12 protein-coding genes and 1 pseudogene are annotated in these 18,785 nt (G+C 70.4%); 7 read left to right on the top strand and 6 right to left on the bottom strand.

All coding sequences use genetic code 11. The features are described from left to right. Positions 1-47: 47 nt before the first annotated feature. The 5 genes from ACIF83_RS09305 to ACIF83_RS09285 are packed head-to-tail and all read left to right on the top strand — an operon-like array spanning position 48 to position 7,108. Positions 48-1,400, top strand: a complete 1,353-nt coding sequence (locus ACIF83_RS09305) for an ABC transporter substrate-binding protein (RefSeq protein WP_399724908.1) — start codon at positions 48-50, stop codon at positions 1,398-1,400. Between the two features lie 5 nt (positions 1,401-1,405). After that, complete coding sequence (locus ACIF83_RS09300; protein ID WP_399724905.1) at positions 1,406-2,359, top strand: carbohydrate ABC transporter permease; 954 nt, start codon at positions 1,406-1,408, stop codon at positions 2,357-2,359. Beyond that, complete coding sequence (locus ACIF83_RS09295) at positions 2,356-3,231, top strand: carbohydrate ABC transporter permease (RefSeq protein ID WP_399724902.1); 876 nt, start codon at positions 2,356-2,358, stop codon at positions 3,229-3,231. The genes ACIF83_RS09300 and ACIF83_RS09295 overlap by 4 nt, the downstream gene beginning before the upstream one ends. Positions 3,232-3,264: 33 nt before the next feature. After that, complete coding sequence (locus tag ACIF83_RS09290) at positions 3,265-4,872, top strand: glycoside hydrolase family 13 protein (protein ID WP_399724899.1); 1,608 nt, start codon at positions 3,265-3,267, stop codon at positions 4,870-4,872. Between the two features lie 55 nt (positions 4,873-4,927). Beyond that, a complete protein-coding gene (locus tag ACIF83_RS09285) occupies positions 4,928-7,108 on the top strand; it encodes a discoidin domain-containing protein (protein ID WP_399724897.1) in 2,181 nt (726 codons plus the stop codon). Between the two features lie 13 nt (positions 7,109-7,121). On the opposite strand, the pseudogene ACIF83_RS09280 reads toward ACIF83_RS09285, so the two are convergent. Then, a pseudogene (locus ACIF83_RS09280) lies at positions 7,122-7,385 on the bottom strand (2Fe-2S iron-sulfur cluster-binding protein); the annotation flags it as partial. Positions 7,386-8,028: 643 nt separating this feature from the next. Between ACIF83_RS09280 and ACIF83_RS09275 the strand changes: the two are divergent. Then, on the top strand, positions 8,029-10,806 hold the full coding sequence (locus ACIF83_RS09275) for a lectin (RefSeq protein ID WP_399724894.1): 2,778 nt from the start codon (positions 8,029-8,031) through the stop codon (positions 10,804-10,806). 132 nt (positions 10,807-10,938) lie between these two features. Here ACIF83_RS09275 and ACIF83_RS09270 read toward each other — a convergent pair whose 3' ends face one another. The 5 genes from ACIF83_RS09270 to ACIF83_RS09250 all read right to left on the bottom strand — a co-directional run bounded on the left by ACIF83_RS09270 (position 10,939) and on the right by ACIF83_RS09250 (position 16,460). Next, positions 10,939-11,652 carry a hypothetical protein gene (locus tag ACIF83_RS09270; RefSeq protein ID WP_399724891.1) on the bottom strand — a complete coding sequence of 238 codons (714 nt, stop codon included), beginning with the start codon at positions 11,650-11,652 and terminating at the stop codon, positions 10,939-10,941. Positions 11,653-11,695: 43 nt separating this feature from the next. After that, positions 11,696-13,294, bottom strand: coding sequence for a M48 family metalloprotease (locus ACIF83_RS09265; protein WP_399724888.1), 1,599 nt, complete (start codon positions 13,292-13,294; stop codon positions 11,696-11,698). A gap of 595 nt (positions 13,295-13,889) precedes the next feature. Next, positions 13,890-14,609 (bottom strand): hypothetical protein, encoded by a 720-nt coding sequence (locus ACIF83_RS09260; RefSeq protein WP_399724885.1) that lies wholly within the window; start codon positions 14,607-14,609, stop codon positions 13,890-13,892. 80 nt (positions 14,610-14,689) lie between these two features. Beyond that, positions 14,690-15,505 carry a hypothetical protein gene (locus tag ACIF83_RS09255; RefSeq protein WP_399724882.1) on the bottom strand — a complete coding sequence of 272 codons (816 nt, stop codon included), beginning with the start codon at positions 15,503-15,505 and terminating at the stop codon, positions 14,690-14,692. A 175-nt stretch (positions 15,506-15,680) separates the two neighbouring features. Then, positions 15,681-16,460, bottom strand: coding sequence for a hypothetical protein (locus ACIF83_RS09250; RefSeq protein ID WP_399724879.1), 780 nt, complete (start codon positions 16,458-16,460; stop codon positions 15,681-15,683). 224 nt (positions 16,461-16,684) lie between these two features. On the opposite strand from ACIF83_RS09250, the gene ACIF83_RS09245 reads away from it, so the two are divergent. Then, positions 16,685-18,733 carry a phosphocholine-specific phospholipase C gene (locus ACIF83_RS09245; protein WP_399724876.1) on the top strand — a complete coding sequence of 683 codons (2,049 nt, stop codon included), beginning with the start codon at positions 16,685-16,687 and terminating at the stop codon, positions 18,731-18,733. Positions 18,734-18,785 lie beyond the last annotated feature (52 nt).

Below are 18,785 nucleotides of genomic sequence, written 5' to 3'. Positions count from 1 at the left end.
TGCTTGAGTGTGCGGCGCCCACCGCTCCTGCCTTGAGGGGTCCACCGATGAGAAGCACCGGGTTCCGCCGTACCGTCGCCGCGATCGGCGTCTGTTCCTCCCTCGCTCTCGCCGCGTCCGCCTGCGGGTCCGGCGACGACGGCTCGGCGAGCGGCAAGACCCGCATCACGGTCAACTGCGAGCCGCCCAAGAGCGCCAAGGTCGACCGGCGGTTCTTCGAGCAGGACATCGCCTCGTTCGAGAAGCAGAACCCGGACATCGACGTCGTCGCGCACGACGCCTTCCCCTGCCAGGACCCGAAGACGTTCGACGCCAAGCTCGCCGGCGGGCAGATGGAGGACGTCTTCTACACGTACTTCACCGACGCCGGGCACGTCGTCGACGTCAACCAGGCCGCCGACCTCACGCCGTACCTCAAGGAACTCAAGAGCTACGGCACCGTGCAGAAGCAGCTGCGGGACATCTACACGGTGGACGGCAAGGTCTACGGCATACCGCGTACCGGATACAGCATGGGGTTGATCTACAACCGCAAGCTCTTCGAGAAGGCCGGACTCGACCCCGACAGGCCCCCGGCGACCTGGGACGAGGTCCGTGCCGACGCCAAGAGGATCGCCGCCCTGGGCGAAGGCACCGTCGGATACGCCGACTACAGCGCGCAGAACCAGGGCGGCTGGCACTTCACCGCCGAGCTGTACTCGCAGGGCGGTGACGTCGTCAGCGCCGACGGCAAGAAGGCCACCGTCGACACCCCCGAGGGCCATGCCGTCCTGCAGAACCTGCACGACATGCGGTGGACGGACGACTCGATGGGCAGCAAGCAGCTCCTCGTCATCAACGACGTGCAGCAGATGATGGGTTCGGGGAAGCTCGGCATGTACCTCAGCGCCCCCGACAACATCCCGATCCTGGTCAAGGAGAAGGGCGGCGACTACAAGGACCTCGCCCTCGCCCCCATGCCCGGCGGCAAGGGCACCCTCATCGGCGGCGACGGCTACATGTTCAACAAGAAGGACACGCCCGCCCAGATCCGCGCCGGCCTGAAGTGGCTCGACCACATGTTCCTCACCCCGGGATCCGGTTTCCTCGGGGACTACGCCCGTGCCAAGAAGAACGACGCACCCGTCGGCCTGCCCGAGCCGCGCCTGTTCACCGGCGCCGCCGACGCCAAGGACCAGCAGGTCAAGAAGGCCAACGCCAACGTCCCGGTGGAGAACTACCAGGCCTTCCTCGACGGCAACCAGCAGCTGCGGATGAAGATCGAGCCGCCGCACGCCCAGCAGATCTACTCCGTCCTCGACGGCGTCGTCTCCGCCGTCCTCACCAAGAAGGACGCGGACATCGACCAGCTCCTCAAGGACGCGTCCGGCAAGATCGACAGCATTCTGGCCCGGAGCTGACCGCCATGACGAAGACGGCCGAGCGGCGCCCGGTCGAGGAGCCCGCCACCCACCCGGTGCAGGCGCCGTCCCCGGTAGGGGGCCGGGGGCGGCGCCGCCTCGCCGAACAGGCCCGCGCCCACGCCTTCCTGCTCGGCGGCCTCGTCTGCTTCGCGCTGTTCTCCTGGTACCCGGCGATCCGCGCGGTCGTCATCGCCTTCCAGAAGTACACGCCAGGCTCCTCGCCCGAGTGGGTCGGCACCGCCAACTTCACCCGCGTCTGGCACGACCCCGAGTTCACGGCGGCCTGGCGCAACACCCTCACCTTCACCCTGCTGGCCCTGCTGATCGGCTTCGCCGTCCCCTTCGTCCTCGCCCTCGTCCTCAACGAGCTGCGGCACGCGAAGGCCTTCTTCCGGGTCGTGGTCTACCTGCCGGTGATGATCCCGCCGGTGGTCAGCGCCCTGCTGTGGAAGTGGTTCTACGACCCCGGAGCCGGCCTCGCCGACGAGACGCTGCGCTTCCTGCACCTGCCCACCTCGAACTGGACCAACGGCACCGACACCGCACTGATCTCCCTGGTGATCGTGGCGACCTGGGCCAACATGGGCGGCACCGTCCTCGTCTACCTGGCCGCCCTGCAGTCCATCCCCGGCGAGCTGTACGAGGCCGCCGAACTGGACGGGGCGAACCTGCTCCAGCGCATCCGGCACGTGACGGTTCCGCAGACCCGGTTCGTCATCCTCATGCTGATGCTCCTCCAGATCATCGCCACCATGCAGGTGTTCACCGAGCCGTTCGTCATCACGGGCGGCGGACCGGAGAACGCCACGGTCACCGTCCTCTACCTCATCTACAAGTACGCCTTTCTCTACAACGACTTCGGCGGCGCCTGCGCGCTCAGCGTGATGCTCCTCGTGCTGCTCGGCGCCTTCTCCGCCGTCTATCTGCGGCTCACCCGCGCCGAGGGGGACGCATGAGCACCCGGACCCTGATCTCGCCGGCCACGCTCGCCCGCCCCCGCGGCAGGGCCGTCTACTGGACCGTGTTCACCGGTGTCGTCCTGCTCTTCGCGCTCGCCTTCCTCTTCCCGGTCTACTGGATGGTGACCGGCGCGGCGAAGTCCCCGGACGAGGTGGCCCGGACCCCGCCGACACTGATCCCGAAGCACTGGCACACGGCCGGCTACACCGACGCCTGGGACCTGATGCAGCTGCCGCAGCACCTGTGGAACACGGTGGTGCAGGCGGCCGGCGCCTGGGCCTTCCAGCTGGTGTTCTGCACGGCCGCCGCCTACGCCCTGTCCAAGCTGCGGCCCGCCTTCGGCAAGGTGATCCTCGGCGGCATCCTGGCCACCCTGATGCTCCCGGCCCAGGCGCTGGTCGTACCCAAGTACCTGACCGTCGCCGACCTCCCGCTGATCCACACCAGCCTGCTCAACGACCCCCTCGCCATCTGGCTCCCGGCGGTCGCCAACGCCTTCAACCTCTATCTGCTGAAGCGGTTCTTCGACCAGTTGCCGCGCGATGTCCTGGAGGCCGCCGAGATCGACGGCGCGGGGAAGCTGCGGATCCTGTGGTCGGTCGTGCTGCCCATGTCCCGGCCGGTCCTCGGGGTGGTGTCGATCTTCGCGCTCGTCGCGGTGTGGCAGGACTTCCTGTGGCCGCTGATGGTCTTCTCCGACACCGACAAGCAGCCGATCAGCGTGGCCCTCGTCCAGCTGTCGCAGAACATCCAGCTCACCGTGCTCATCGCCGCGATGGTGATCGCCAGCATCCCGATGGTGGCGCTGTTCCTCGTCTTCCAGCGGCACATCATCGCCGGGATCAGCGCGGGCAGCACCAAGGGCTGAGACAGCGGCCCCGTCTACAGAAAGGCAAGCCAAGTGGGACAGCCCACCCATGCCCCGACGGACCACGACTGGTGGCGCTCGGCCGTCATCTACCAGGTGTACGTCCGCAGCTTCGCGGACGGCGACGGCGACGGCACCGGCGACCTCGCGGGGGTCCGCGCGCGGCTGCCGTACCTCGCCGAACTGGGGGTCGACGCCCTGTGGTTCAGCCCCTGGTACCTGTCACCCATGAAGGACGGCGGCTACGACGTCGCCGACTACCGAGCGATCGACCCGGCCTTCGGCACCCTCGCCGAGGCCGAGAAGCTCATCTCCGAGGCGCGCGAGCTGGGTATCCGCACGATCGTCGACATCGTGCCCAACCACGTCTCCGACCAGCACCCCTGGTTCCGGGCGGCCCTCGCCGCGGGGCCCGGCAGCCCCGAGCGCGAGCTGTTCCACTTCCGGCCCGGACGCGGCCCGCACGGCGAACTCCCGCCCAACGACTGGCCCTCGCAGTTCGTCGGCTCCGCCGAACCGGTCTGGACCCGGCTGCCCGACGGCGACTGGTACCTGCACCTGTTCACTCCCGAGCAGCCCGACCTCAACTGGGCCCACCCGGCGGTCCGCCAGGAGCACGAGGACATCCTGTGCTTCTGGTTCGAGCGCGGAGTGGCCGGCGTGCGCATCGACTCGGCGGCCCTGCCGGCCAAGGACCCGGACCTGCCCGACCTCGCCGGGCACCCGGAGCCGCACCCCTTCGTCGACCGCGACGAACTCCACGACATCTACCGCTCCTGGCGGTCCGTGGCCGACGCCTACGGCGGTGTGTTCGTCGGCGAGGTCTGGCTCCCCGACCCCGAACGCTTCGCCCGCTACCTGCGCCCCGACGAACTGCACACCGCCTTCAACTTCGCCTTCCTGTCCTGCCCCTGGGACGCCGAGCGGCTGCGCGCCGCCATCGACAGCACCCTCGCCGAACACGCTCCGGTCGGCGCCCCGGCCACCTGGGTGCTCTGCAACCACGACGTGACGCGCACGGTCACCCGCTACGGCCGCGAGGACACCGCCTTCGACTTCGCCACCAAGGCCTTCGGCACCCCGACGGACCTGGCGCTCGGCACCCGCCGGGCCCGGGCGGCGGCACTGCTGTCGCTGGCGCTGCCCGGGGCGGTGTACCTCTACCAGGGGGAGGAGCTGGGCCTGCCGGAGGCCGAGATCCCGGTCGACCGCATCCAGGATCCGATGTACTTCCGGTCGCAAGGTGTCGACCCGGGCCGCGACGGCTGCCGGGTGCCACTGCCCTGGACGGCCGGCGCGCCGTACGCGGGATTCGGCTCACGCGAGGAGCCGTGGCTGCCGCAGCCGGTCGACTGGCCGTCGTACGCGGTCGACCGTCAGCAGCAGAACGCGTCCTCCGTGCTGGCCCTCTACCGCGAGGCCATCGCCACCCGCCCGGTCTTCGGCGACGGACCCCTGACCTGGCTGCCCGCCCCCGAGGGCGTGCTCGCCTTCTCCCGCGCGGAGGGCATGACGTGCGTGGTGAACCTCGCCGCCGCACCCGCCGAGCTGCCCGCGCACTGCGAACTCCTGCTGAGCAGCGGCCCGCTGGACGACCGGGGCCGGCTCCCGCAGGACACGGCGGCCTGGCTGCGCGCCTGAGCCGCCCCAGCACCCCCTGCTATCCCGCGCACCCCCACCACGAAGGGATCAGCACATGCACAACGGCAGCACCACCAAACATGTCAGGCGCATGCCAGCAATCGGGGCGGTAGTCGCCCTGGCCGCCGGCATGCTCGTCGCCGTGGCCCCCACCGCCCACGCGGCTTCGGGCGCCACGCTCCCCTTCACCTCCGTCGAGGCCGAGTCGGCGAGCACCACCGGCACGAAGACAGGCCCCGACTACACGCAGGGCACACAGGCCTCCGAGGCCTCCGGACGGCAGGCCGTACGGCTGACCTCCGGGCAGCGGGTCGAGTTCACCGTGCCGCGCGCGTCCAACGCCGTGAACCTCGCCTACAGCGTCCCGGACGGGCAGTCCGGATCCCTCGACGTGTACGTCAACGGCACCAAGCTCGCCAGGACACTCCCGGTGACCTCCAAGTACTCCTACGTCGACACCGGCTGGATCCCGGGCGCGAAGACCCACCACTTCTTCGACAACGCCCGGCTGCTGCTGGGGCAGAACGTCCAGGCGGGCGACAAGATCGCCTTCGAGTCGACCGGCACCCAGGTCACCGTGGACGTCGCCGACTTCGAGCAGGTCGCGGCGGCCGCCGCCCAGCCCGCCGGTTCGGTGTCCGTCGTGTCCAAGGGCGCCGACCCCAGCGGCAACGGCGACTCCACCCAGGCCTTCCGGGACGCCATCGCGGCGGCCCAGGGCGCAGTGGTGTGGATCCCGCCGGGCGACTACCGGATCACCTCCTCCCTGGGCGGGGTCCAGAACGTGACCCTGCAGGGCGCGGGCAGCTGGTACTCGGTCGTGCACACCTCCCGGTTCATCGACCAGTCCAGCTCCTCCGGCGGCGTGCACATCAAGGACTTCGCGGTGATCGGCGAGGTCACCGAGCGCGTCGACTCCAGCCCGGACAACTTCGTCAACGGCTCCCTGGGGCCGGGCAGTTCGGTCTCCGGCATGTGGATCCAGCACATGAAGGTCGGCTTCTGGCTGACCGGCAACAACGACAACCTGGTGGTGGAGAACAACCGCATCCTCGACACCACCGCCGACGGCCTGAACCTCAACGGCACCGCCAAGGGCGTCCGCGTCAGCAACAACTTCCTGCGCAACCAGGGCGACGACGCACTCGCCATGTGGTCGCTGTACTCCCCGGACACGAACTCCAGCTTCGAGAACAACACGATCTCGCAGCCCAACCTCGCCAACGGCATCGCGATCTACGGCGGCACCGACATCGCGGTGAAGAACAACCTGATCTCCGACACCAACGCCCTCGGCAGCGGCATCGCGATCTCCAACCAGAAGTTCCTCGACCCCTTCTCCCCCCTGTCCGGCACCATCACGGTCGACGGCAACACCCTCGTCCGCGCCGGCGCCATGAACCCCAACTGGAATCATCCGATGGGGGCGCTGCGCGTCGACTCCTACGACAGCGCGATCAACGCGACGGTCAACCTCACCAACACGACGATCACCGACAGCCCCTACAGCGCCTTCGAGTTCGTCTCCGGCGGCGGGCAGGGCCATCCGGTCAGGAACGTCAACGTGACCGGAGCGACCGTGCGGAACACGGGGACGGTCGTCGTCCAGGCCGAGGCACAGGGCGCGGCCACCTTCCGCAACGTCACCGCCACCCAGGTCGGCGCCGCCGGCATCTACAACTGCCCCTACCCGGCGAACTCCGGCTCCTTCACGCTCACCGACGGCGGTGGCAACTCCGGCTGGTCCAGCACCTGGTCGGACTGCTCCACCTGGCCCCAGCCCGGCCAGGGCAACCCCGACCCGGACCCGAACCGCAACCTCGCCAAGGGCCGCCCGGCCACCGCGACCGGCTCCCAGGACGTCTACACCCCCGGCAAGGCGGTCGACGCAGACGCCAACAGCTACTGGGAGTCCACCAACAACGCGTTCCCGCAGTCCTGGACGGTCGACCTCGGCTCCTCCTACGCGGTCCGCCGCCTGGTACTGAAGCTGCCCCCGTCCTCGGCCTGGGGCGCCCGCACCCAGACCATCACGGTGCTCGGCAGCACCGACGGCTCGACCTACTCGACCGTGGTCGGCTCCCAGGGCTACCGCTTCGACCCGGCCACCGGCAACACGGCCACCGTCGCCCTGCCCGGCAGCACCGACCTGCGCTACCTCCGCCTGAGCGTCAGCGCCAACACGGGCTGGCCGGCCGGGCAGTTCAGCGAGGTGGAGGCCTACCTCACCTCCTGACCCGGCCCGAGCGTCACAGCTCCAGCACCAGGCGAGCGCCCCGGCACCGGGACACGCAGATCATCATCGTGTCGCCCGCTGCCCGCTCCTCCTCCATGAGGACCGAGTCCCGGTGGTCGGGGACGCCGTCCAGGACGTCCGTCCCGCAGGCATCGCAGGTGCCCTCGGTGCAGGAGTACAGCACCTCGACCCCGGCGCCGCGCACCGCGTCCAGCACGGAGACGTCCGCCGGGACGGCGACGGTACGACGGCTGCGCGCCAGTTCGACCTCGAACTCGCGGTGAGTGGCGTCCTTGAGGAGCCCGGTCCCTTCCGAGGCAGGGGAGTCCCGGTCGCCGCACAGAGAGTACTGCCGTTCCAGTCCGGGTCTGGCAGGGTCGGGCGAGAACGCCGTCGGCGGCGAACTCACGTGCGGCCTCCTGGGGTCGGTGCCCTTCGGGATGCCCGAGCATCCACTCCCACATCTCGAACGGGTCCTGCGCGGTGTGTTCGGCCCCGCAGTGGCAGGCGCCGTGCAGCGGGTCGGTTCCGAGCAGCTGGTCGATGCGGTGGATCTCCCGGCCAAGTCCCGGGAGATCGCCCAGAAGTCGTACGCCTTCCCCTCCGACGACGGCGTGGGTTGTTCCGGCTGCCCGCCGACCGGTCCTGACCGTACGGACCTACGCGAATCGTTGACATGTCCCTGTCTTATGGCTAGCTTCGCGAGGAGTTCCCCCGCGCCTCCGGGCGTCCGCAGCCCCAGGGCCCCATCGAAGCGCTCGAATTCCAGGCACCTCATCTCCACGGTTGGACAACGTTGTCAGCCCTCGGTGATCCGGCTCCAGACATCTCGACAAGCTCGCTCATCACCCGGGGTTGCTTTCTCGGCACGGAGACAACGTTGTCGGCCCTCGCTTCCGAGTAGAGGAGAAAACCCCGTGATGACACCACTGTCGAGACCGGGAGGCACGGCGATCGGTCTCCTCGCCGCTGCGACGCTGGCCGCGGCCGGGCTGTGCACCCCTGCGTGGGCGGCCGGGAAGGCTGCGCCAGTCACCGCGCCGGCGACTCTGGTCAACCCGTTCATCGGCACGTCGAACCAGGCCGACGACTTTCCGGGGGCCGACGTCCCGTTCGGCATGGTGCAGTGGAGCCCGGACACCCCGTCGCGCCCCGACGGCGGGGGCTACGAGTACAACGACTCGTCGATCACCGGTTTCAGTCTGACCCACATCGCCGGACCCGGTTGTGGCGCGGCCGGTGACATACCGGTGCTGCCCACGGTGGGGGCCGTGAACACCGGTGCGACGGACGCGTTCTCGCATGCCGACGAGTCGGCTTCCGCCGGGTCGTACAAGGTCGCGCTGAAGAACCAGGTGACCACCGAGCTGACCACCACGACGCGCAGCGGTATGGCGCGCTTCACCTTCCCCTCGACCAGTCAGGCCAATTTGGTCTTCAAGCTGACGGGCAGCCAGAACGGCGCCACGTCGACGCAGTTCACCAAGGTGTCGAGCACCGAGGTGAGCGGGCAGGTGACCAGCGGCCGCTTCTGCGGCGCCGCGAACACGTACACCGTCTACTTCGACATGGTCTTCGACCGGCCGTTCTCCTCGCAGGGCAGCTCGGTCGCCAAGGCGTCCGCGCCTTCCACGGCGCCGGCCGAGGCGTCGAAGAACGCCGCCGAGAAGCCGAACAAGCCGGTGCTGCACGGCAAGAACCCCAGCGCTTCGGACTCGAAGTCCGCGAAGTCCACCAAGGACGGCGCTGCCCCGGATGCCGCCGCCTCGAACGGCTACGTCACCTTCGACACCACGACCAACCCGGTAGTGCAGGCCAAGGTCGGCATCTCCTACGTGTCGGTGGCGGGCGCGGTCGCCAACCGGACCGCGGAGAACGCCGGTTGGGACTTCGAAGCGACCCGCACCGCGGCGCAGAACGCGTGGAACAGCGCGCTCGGCAAGGTACGGATCGCCGGCGGGACGGCCGCGCAGCAGCAGACCTTCTACACCGCGCTCTACCACTCGCTGCTGCATCCGAACGTGATCAGCGACACCAACGGCCGGTACTACGGCTTCGACGGGAAGACGCACACCGTGGACGCCGGCCACAGCGCCGTGTACGCGAACTACTCCGGCTGGGACATCTACCGTTCGCAGGCCCAGCTCGAAGCCCTGGTCGCTCCTCAGGTCGCCTCCGACACCGCGCAGTCGATGGTCGACGACTACGCGCAGACCGGGCTCTTCCCCAAGTGGTCGGAGAACAACGGCGAGTCGTACGTCATGGTCGGTGACCCGGCGGACGCCATCCTCGCCGACTACTACGCCTTCGGCGCCCGGGACTTCGATGCCAAGACCGCCCTGGCCGACATGGTCAAGCAGGCGAGCACGGCCAACAACGACCGGCCCGGCCTCACCTACTTGAACTCGCCGGGATACATGCCCCACGACGGCAGCTACGGCTGCTGCAACTTCTACGGCCCGGTCGCCACCACCCTGGAGTACGACACCGCCGACTTCGCGCTCTCCGCGATGGCCGGGGCACTCGGCGACACCGCGAACCAGAGGACGTACGCCAACCGTGCACAGGACTGGCGCAACGTGCTCAACCCCGCCTCCGGTTTCGTCGAACCCCGTAACGCCGGCGGCTCGTGGACCGGTGGCTTCGACCCCACCAGCGGCACGGACATGGTCGAGGCCGACTCGTGGATCTACACCGGTATGGTCCCGTTCGACATCGGCGGCCTGGCGCACGCCAAGGGCGGCAACACCGCGATGAACCATTACCTGGACACCGTGCTGCGCAGCTACACCGGCGCCAACGGCTACGCCTGGGTCGGCAACGAACCGAGCATCGAACTGCCGTGGGAGTACGACTACACGGGGCAGCCCTACAAGACGCAGGGCACGGTGCGGGCGATCCAGGACCAGATCTGGTCGAACACCCCGGGCGGCCTGGCCGACGGCAACGACGATCTCGGTGCGATGAGTGCCTGGTACGTCTGGTCGGCGCTCGGCATGTTCCCCGAGACGCCCGGAACCTCTGATCTCGCCCTGGGATCACCGCTGTTCACGCAAGCCGTGGTCACTCTTCCCTCGGGCAACACGCTGACGGTCAACGGCAACGGTGCCGCCGACAACGCCCCCTACATCCAGTCCGCGGCGTGGAACGGCACGGCGTGGAACAACGCCTACGCTCCCACCACGGCGATCACGGCCGGTGGCACGCTGGACTTCACACTGGGCACCAGCGCCAACACGTCGTGGGCGACCGCGGCCGGCGCGGCCCCGCCCTCGTACGCGGGGGACACCACGGCGCCGACCTCGCCGCGGATCGGTCCGCTCACCTCCGCGGTGGCCTCCAACCTCTGTGCGGACGACGCGTCTTCGGGCACCTCCGACGGCACCCACGTCCAGATCTGGGGCTGCAACAACACGTACGCCCAGGACTGGATCGTCGGCGGCGACGGAACGGTCCGGGCCCTCGGTAAATGCCTGGACGCCGATCACAGCGGAACCACCAACGGCACGCTGATCCAGCTGTGGACCTGCAACGGCACCGGCGCTCAGCAGTGGACCGCCGGAGCCGACGGGTCCCTGGTCAACCCCGAGTCGCACCTGTGCCTGGACGACCCCAACTCCTCGACCACGAACGGCACCCAGCTTCAGCTGTTCACCTGCAACGGTACGACGGCCCAGAACTGGAAACTGCCGGGTTGAGGCGTCGGCGGGGCCGTCGACGGTCCCGCCCGGATGTCTTGAGGCACAGTTGCCGAGGGAGTGCTGACAGGCGCCCCAAGACAGCCGGCGCCGCGTCCGCCGCCGTCCTCGGAAAGCGACTGGTCAGGGATATCAAGGGAGCCTGGATGCGGCGGTGCGGGCCAGAGCCAGTGTCCGGGAGCGCTCGGGTGCCGTGGGGCTGCCCGCGTCGCTGAGTACGAGCAGGGTCCTGCCCACGGCCACCAGGACCAGGGTCTCCTGGACCGTGAACGTCCCGGTGGTCGCGGTGACCGTGGCGTGCCACGAGGTGTCACCGATCCCCGCGGAGCCGCGCGGCACCGCTTGCTCCGTACCCGTGGATCCGTCGCTCCAGCCGATGGAGAACGAGGGGCAGCCGGACAGGGTGCGCGCGGCCTGCCTCAGGTTCTGCCGTGCCCCGGTTCCCGGCAGCCGGCGCAGCACCTGCTGGAGGAACGGGCCGCTCTGGCTCATGGCGAAGTTGACCCTGGCCTCGACCGCGTCGGGGTGGGAACTGCGAGCGGACTCCAGGGAGTTGAGCGCGGTGAGACATTCGGGCCGGTCGGAGCGCGTCGGGGGATCGTCTCGGAGGACGGTCTTCACATAGCCGGCCGGCAACTGGGCGGTGGTGAGCAGGGCCGCGGACAGGTCCTCGGTGCCGGTGGAGGCCGAGGGCGCGGGTGCCTGCGTCGGGGGCACGGTGTCCGATCGGTGGCCCTCGCTGCCGCAGCCGGCGAGGGTCGCACCCGCCAGCACCGCCGCCACGACCGACAGGGTGGCGAGCCGTCGGCGCCCGGTGGCGGCATTCGCTACGGATCTCGGGCTCACGGGTGCCTCCTTCGGACGGCGGGGGATCGTCTGGCGCGGCCGGTCAGCGGCCGTAGCGGAAGTACAGGTCGCAGCGCAGGACGGAGGCGACCAGCGCGTGAGTGTCCACGGGGCCCGACGGGTCGCGCCGGAGGACGTCGGAGGCGGCCCGCAGTACGGTGTCGTCGAGACCGCCGAGCAATTCGGCCATGTCGGCGCGGCGTCGGGGGTCGGTCCAGATGGCGGCGCCGCCCAGGGACAGTGCACGGCAGACGAGGGCGGTGTCCGCCCGCATGGCATCCGTCCGCTCCTCCTTGGGCGGCAGCACGGGGAGTTGGTCCAGGGGGACGGTACGGTCACCGCTGCCGGAGACCGGTGAGGCGGCAGGGTCCGGCTGGTTCTGCGAGTTCGGCGAGTCCGTCCGGGCTGCGGACACCGGTGAGTCGCCGGAGATGTGCGTGGCCGGCGCTCGGCTCGGCTCGCTGCCGAACGCCGCCCAGCCGGCTCCGGCCGTGACCAGGACCGTGGCAGCGGCCAGCAGGACCGGGGGCCGGAACCGCCCGGCGCCGCGCGGCCCCGGGTGCCTCGACCCGCGGGCGGCGGCCGCCGGTACCAGCGCGCCGACGACGGCCGTCAGCGCCCCCGCCACCCACCAGGGCGTGTCGATCACGGCCCACCGGATGTCGGGAGCGGCGCGGGCCGCCGTCAGCCGGGCGAACAGGAACCAACTGCCCAGCGGCACGGCCAGCAGGAGCCCGGACAGTCCTACGGCCGTCGCGCAGACCGGTGCGGAACGGGGACCGTCCACCGTGGCCCCCAGGGCTCGGGCGAGGGAGGTGCTCCAGAGGGCGAACAGCGCCCCGCCGGCCACGAGCACCGCCCCCAGGGCCAGTGCCTGCACAGGCGGCACCTGGGTCAGGGACAGCGCCGTCGCCAGTCCGTCCGCCGTGCCGGTGTCCCGTACCCAGTCACCGGCCGCCCGCCCGGCGAGCTGGCTGCCGAGGAGCACACCGATTCCGATCGCGGCCCCGGCCGTCGCCGCGCGTGGGCCGTCCGCGTCCCGGTGTCCCACGGCGACGGCCCGCCACCACGCCACGGTCACCACCCCGGACACGGCCCAGCCCGTCAACAAACCGCCCACCATGTAGGCCAGTTGGGTGTGATCGGGCAGCAGGGCGGCCACCAGCAGGGTGAGGTCGGTGAACACCAGCCCTGCGGCGAGCCCGGTGGTGAGGCATTCCAGGGACGACAGCCCCCAGGACCGCGCCGGATCGGCGAGCACGGCCAGGCGGACCGCGGGCGCGGGATGCGTGGCGAGGCCCAGGGACCGTACGAGGCGCTCGGTGCGGCGCGGCGCGAGGGCCCGGCCGATGTGGGTGGCGGTGGCGTCCCGTGGTGCGCGTGGATCCGCCGCCGCGGCGAGGTCGGCGTCGTGCTCCCGCACGCGCAGCACGGCGCACAGGGTGAGCAGCACGACGACCAGGACGACCGCCATCCGGACCAGCAGGCCGGTGCCCAGCAGTCCGGGGTCGCGGGCCAGTGCGACCACCATCGGCAGGGTGACGCCGAGGAGCAGGAGCCACCCGGCCGCCATGGCCAGCCGTACCCGGCCCACGTCCCGCAGCCGCAGATGAGCCAGTTCATGCCGGAAGATCGCGTCCACGCTCCGGACTGGCTGAGGAGGTAGGAGTCGGCCACGATCCGGGGCCGGCGGACGGTGCCCGAGGCACGCGCCCGGATCCCGACGCCCCGGCCGCGCACCCACAGCACCGGCCGGGGGCCTTCTCCTTCCGGCACCACGGCGGCAAGGCGCCGGGCCAGCGCCGAGGAGTGGTCCGGCGTGGCCTTCCACCGCCACAGGCTCAGCCGGCGTCCGGCGGCTCGGCAGAGCACGGCGAGGGCCAGCAGGGCGAGCGGCCCGCACAACACCACCGCCGACTGCGCCAGCCGTACGTCGTTCACGCAGCCGGTGAAACCGGCGAGAACCTCGTCGGGCGCGGCGTCGGCGTCGGGCAGGCAGGCGAGTTGGGCTCCCGGCCAGTTGTCCCGGCCCAGGACCAGCCACCACCAGGTGGCGAACGAGGCACCGGCGCCCGCGACGAGGACCAGCAGGGCCAGCCGGGTGGTGGTCGGCAGCGGCAGGGGGCTGGACACGAGTGCGCGTGCCACGTCCGACTGCTCGGTGGTGGTGGCGGCGGCGGTGGTGGCGGTGGTGGAGTGGGAGGGGCAGGGCGGGCTTTCGGGGCCCGGCAAGGCGCTCACGACGGCGACGGGTTCGAGGCAGCCGATGCGTCACCAACGTCCGGTGCGCCATCGATCTCCGGCGCACCACCGGTCTCCGGCGGCAGCCCCGCCCCCGCGTCGTCGCGGTCGCCCGCCCCGGCGGCCGAAGCCCGCGGGGCCGGGGCGACACGTCGCTCGGGCTCCGGATCCGCTCGGTGCCCGGGGTCCGTCGGCGCAACCGGTGTCATGGGCGTAGTCGGCGCAACCGCCGCATCCGGCACCGGCTGCGTGCCCGCGCTCCCACGCACCACTGCCACGACGATCACCTCCGCGCAGCTCTCGCCCTCGGGCGCGGACAGACCGGCGGAACGGCCCACGGCCAGGGCCCAGTCCGCGAGTTCCTGCCGGGTCACCCCGGAGAGTTCCGGGACGGCCGCGGTCAGCGCGGTTCGTCTGCCCTCGGTGTCGGCCTCGCGCCGGCGTCGCCACCAGAGCTTGAGCCGGGTGCCGCCTGCCTGGATGCGCCCGGAGGCGAGGTCGGCGAGGACCTGTGAGACCACCGCCACCAGAACCGGCAGCACCACCGCCGACTCGAAGCCGATGCCCAGCGGGTCCCCGGCCGGCCGGTGCAGGCGCTGCGGGGGATGGGGCCGGGCCAGGTACGCCCGGCAGGTCTCGTCCAGCTTCTCCAGTTCGGCCGGAGCGACGCGGCGGACCACGTCGCGCAGGACGTCCTGGCCCGTGCGGTGGTACATGAGTTCCTCCTGTGAGGACGGGCGGGCGGACGAGCGGTGTGCAAGTGCGGACGGCGGTGGCCTGCTTGACCGCGGTGGGTTCAGCGCCGGCTGCGGCGACGCCGCAGGGTCACGCCGGCGGCGACAACCGCGGCGAACACGAGGCCTGTCACGCCGGCGGCCACGATCGACGCGGAGGTGGCGCCGTCCGTGTGCCCGTCCCCTCCGGTGCCGTCGGACAGCGCCGAAGGGGCGGGGGTGGTGGCGGACGGGGGAGGCGGGGAGGGCGAGGCGGACGGGGTGTCGGTCGGTGTCGTCGCCTCGCTCACCGGGCTCCCTTGCGCGAGGCTCGCCGAGGGCGTGTCCGGCGTCGGTGCCGGGGACGTCGCCTGCTCGACCACGGAATACGACGCCTTGCCGTCCATCAGGGGCGCCGGGTCGACCGAGGTCGTCGGCTGGATCAGGCCCTGCGTGACGAACTGGAGCGTGGCCGGCGCCGGCACTCCGGAGGCCAGGGAGACGCGCAGCGGGATGTGGGCCGAGTCGCCCGCCGGGAGCGACCCCACGGAGGGCAGTCCGGCGTCCGTGCTGAGGTAGCCGCTCAGCGCGGTGTCCCCGGGAGTCAACTCCACCGGCCGCCACACGGACGGGCCGGCGTCGAACCATTCCACGGTGACCTGATCGGGCGTCAGCCGGTCTGCGGGCGGCGCGAGCCGGATGCCGACGGCGACGATGAAGCTGTCCGTGATGTCGGTGTCCAGCGTGTTGTGGAACGTGGCGTCCACGGTCAGCGGGTCACCACCGGGCACGATCTCCCCGGAATCCGAGGTCAGTTCGGCGTAGGGCGCGGTCGGGTCCGCAGCGTGCGCCGACGCCGCGGACAGATACAGCGGGATGAGTAATGCTGCGCAGCTCAAGAGTGTTGCGCATAAGGATCTGCAGCGCACGAGAACCAGCTCCCCCCGACGCGCCCCCCAGCACGCTTCCTGGCGTGATGCCGGAAAGTTTAAGGGATAATACGCCTTAAAGAGCCGTCAATTCACATTCGGTCAATAAAGAACAGAAGTGAATTCCCGTGCCCTGTGAGGATTCTCAGGACCCGTCCGTATCGACGACGACGTCGTACGAAGGGGTGGACAGGGAGTGCAGCGGGGAGTCGAGTTTCTCCGTGCGGAGGATGTACGTGCCCGGAGCAAGGTCCGAGATCTCCTGGTAGCGGCCGGTGAAGTCGGGCTCCGTTCCGGTCCAGTACCCGGAGCCGAGACTGTTCTTGAGGATCCATCCGTTCGGCTGGACGATCGCCGGGTACACCGGGCCGAGCGCGTCCTGGGTGAGGGTGAAGGACGCCCCGGCGTGGGCGTTCGTGCCCGGCGTCCCGGACAGGGTGAACGAGAAGTAGCGGACGTTGAACGGTGAGCCCGAGGTCAGCGGGGCGCAGTTCCGGGCTGTCACGAGGCTGTCCACGACGCCGAGTTGCAGTGGGTCGGTGAAGGTGCCGCTGCCCGTGAGGCTGCCGCAGTCCCGGCTGCCGTCTCCCGCCGGCCGACCGTCGTCGTCCGTCGCGTCGCCCCCGCTCCAGCTGTCCGGAGAGTCGGAGGTCGCACTCTCCTCGGTGGGGGTCTCCTCGACGGGTTCCTGCGTGGTGGGGGTGGGGTCCGAGGGGGAGCTGCTGACGTCCGGCGTCGCCGAGGCCGTGTCGGAGGCCGACGCGGAGACGTCCGCCGACGGGGACTGCTCCGCACTCGACCGATCATGCGACGAGCCGCCGCCGCACCCACTCGCGAGCAGTAACGCCCCGAGTGTCAGCGCCCACTTTCTGATCATGGATTTCCGCCCCTCCCGCACCGCCGAGAACGGCTCGGCGGACGTCATGTGCGCGGGATATTACATGTCTTCATCCTTTCGATCCCCCCATATGGGGACTTCTCCGAACCGGGGGCAAAGGGTGCAGTCGCCCCAACCCCCTCCGTACCGACGACTTTCACATCGCCGCCATCAGACCCTTCCCTGACGTTTGCTGCTCTTGGAACACTCGCTGCGCGCAGATTCCGTCATCTACCGGCGTCACGTACGTCAGGACGAGAGGACCCTCACTCATGACCGAAGTCAATCGGCGGCGCTTCCTCCAACTCGCGGGCACCACGACGGCGTTCACCGCGCTGTCCAGCAGCATCCAGCGTGCGGCCGCACTGCCCGCGCACCACCGCACGGGTTCGGTCGAGGACGTCGAGCACATCGTCGTCCTGATGCAGGAGAACCGTTCGTTCGACCACTACTTCGGCTCGCTCCGGGGTGTGCGGGGCTTCGGCGACCCGCGTCCGGTGACGCAGAACGGCAAGTCCGTCTGGAAGCAGTCCGACGGCACGAAGGACATCCTCCCGTTCCACCCGGACGCCGACGACCTGGGCCTGGCCTTCATCCAGGACCTCCCGCACGGCTGGAACGACGGACACGCGGCCTTCAACGGGGGCAAGTACGACAAGTGGGTGCCCGCCAAGTCGTCCACGACGATGGCGTACCTGACGCGTGATGACATCCCCTTCCACTACGCGCTCGCCGACGCCTTCACCATCTGCGACGCCTACCACTGCTCCTTCATAGGCTCGACCGACCCCAACCGCTACTACATGTGGACGGGCTACACGGGCAACGACGGCAAGGGCGGGGGCCCGGTCCTCGGCAACGACGAGAAGGGCTACGGCTGGACGACGTACCCCGAGCGCCTGGAGCAGGCCGGCGTCTCCTGGAAGATCTACCAGGACGTCGGCGACGGCCTGGACGCGAACGGCTCCTGGGGCTGGATCAACGACGCCTACCGCGGCAACTACGGCGACAACTCCCTCCTCTACTTCAACCAGTACCGGAACGCCGAGCCCGGCGACCCGCTGTACGACAAGGCCCGCACCGGCACCGACGCGCGCAAGGGCGAGGGCTTCTTCGACCAGCTCAAGGCGGACGTCAAGGCGGACAAGCTGCCCCAGGTCTCCTGGATCGTCGCCCCCGAGGCCTTCACCGAGCACCCCAACTGGCCCGCCAACTACGGCGCCTGGTACGTCGCCCAGGTCCTGGACGCGCTCACCTCCAACCCCGAGGTGTGGGGCAAGACCGCGCTGTTCATCACCTACGACGAGAACGACGGCTTCTTCGACCACGTGATCCCGCCCTTCCCGCCGGCCTCCGCCGCCCAGGGCCTGTCGACCGTGGACCCCTCGCTCGACCTGTTCAAGGGCGACGCCGGCCACCCCGCCGGCCCCTACGGGCTCGGCCAGCGGGTGCCGATGCTGGTGGTCTCGCCGTGGAGCAAGGGCGGTTACGTCTGCTCCGAGACCTTCGACCACACCTCGGTCATCCGGTTCATCGAGCGCCGCTTCGGCGTCCAGGAGCCGAACATCTCGCCCTGGCGCCGCGCGGTCTGCGGCGACCTGACCGCCGCCTTCGACTTCTCCCGCAAGGACGCCAAGCCGGTCACACTGCCGTCCACGGCCGGCTACCAGCCGCCGGACCACGACAGGCACCCCGACTACGTGCCCGTCCCGCCCGCCAACCCCGCCCTGCCCAAGCAGGAGCGCGGCTGCCGGCCCACCCGCCCGCTCAAGTACGCCCCCGTGGTGGACGGTTCCGCGGACACGGCGGCCGGGAAGTTCACGCTCTCCTTCGCCTCCGGTACACACGCGGGCGCCGCGTTCCTGGTCACCTCGAACAACCGCACCGACGGTCCCTGGCCCTACACCACCGAGGCCGGCAAGACCCTCTCCGACACCTGGAACTCGGTCTACTCCGGCGGCGCGTACGACCTCGCCGTGCACGGCCCGAACGGCTTCCTGCGCCTGTTCAAGGGCCGCAACAAGGTCGCCGGACCCGAGGTCACGGCCCGGTACGCCGGGGACGACGTCGAGCTGACCTTCACCAACAAGGGCTCCGGCGCGGTCAAGCTGAAGCTCGTGAACCGCTACGGCGGCGGCCCGGTCGCCTTCACCGTGCGACCCGGCGCCACCGTGAAGCACACCGTCGCCCTCAAGGCGAGCAAGCGGTGGTACGACCTCACGGTCACCTCGGACAGCGACCCGGCCTTCCTTCGCGGCTTCGCCGGCCATGTGGAGAACGGGCACGCCGGCGTCAGCGACCCGGCCATCATCACGGGGTGAACGGGGTGAACGGGCGATGAACACCGCTCCGTGCGGACTGGTCAGGTACCGG

Origin of the sequence: Streptomyces sp. NPDC085866 (assembly GCF_044541035.1) — a bacterium.
Classification (GTDB): Bacteria; Actinomycetota; Actinomycetes; order Streptomycetales; family Streptomycetaceae; genus Streptomyces.
Note: the sequence above shows the minus strand (reverse complement) of the source record. Positions and strands in the feature narration are given on the sequence as shown.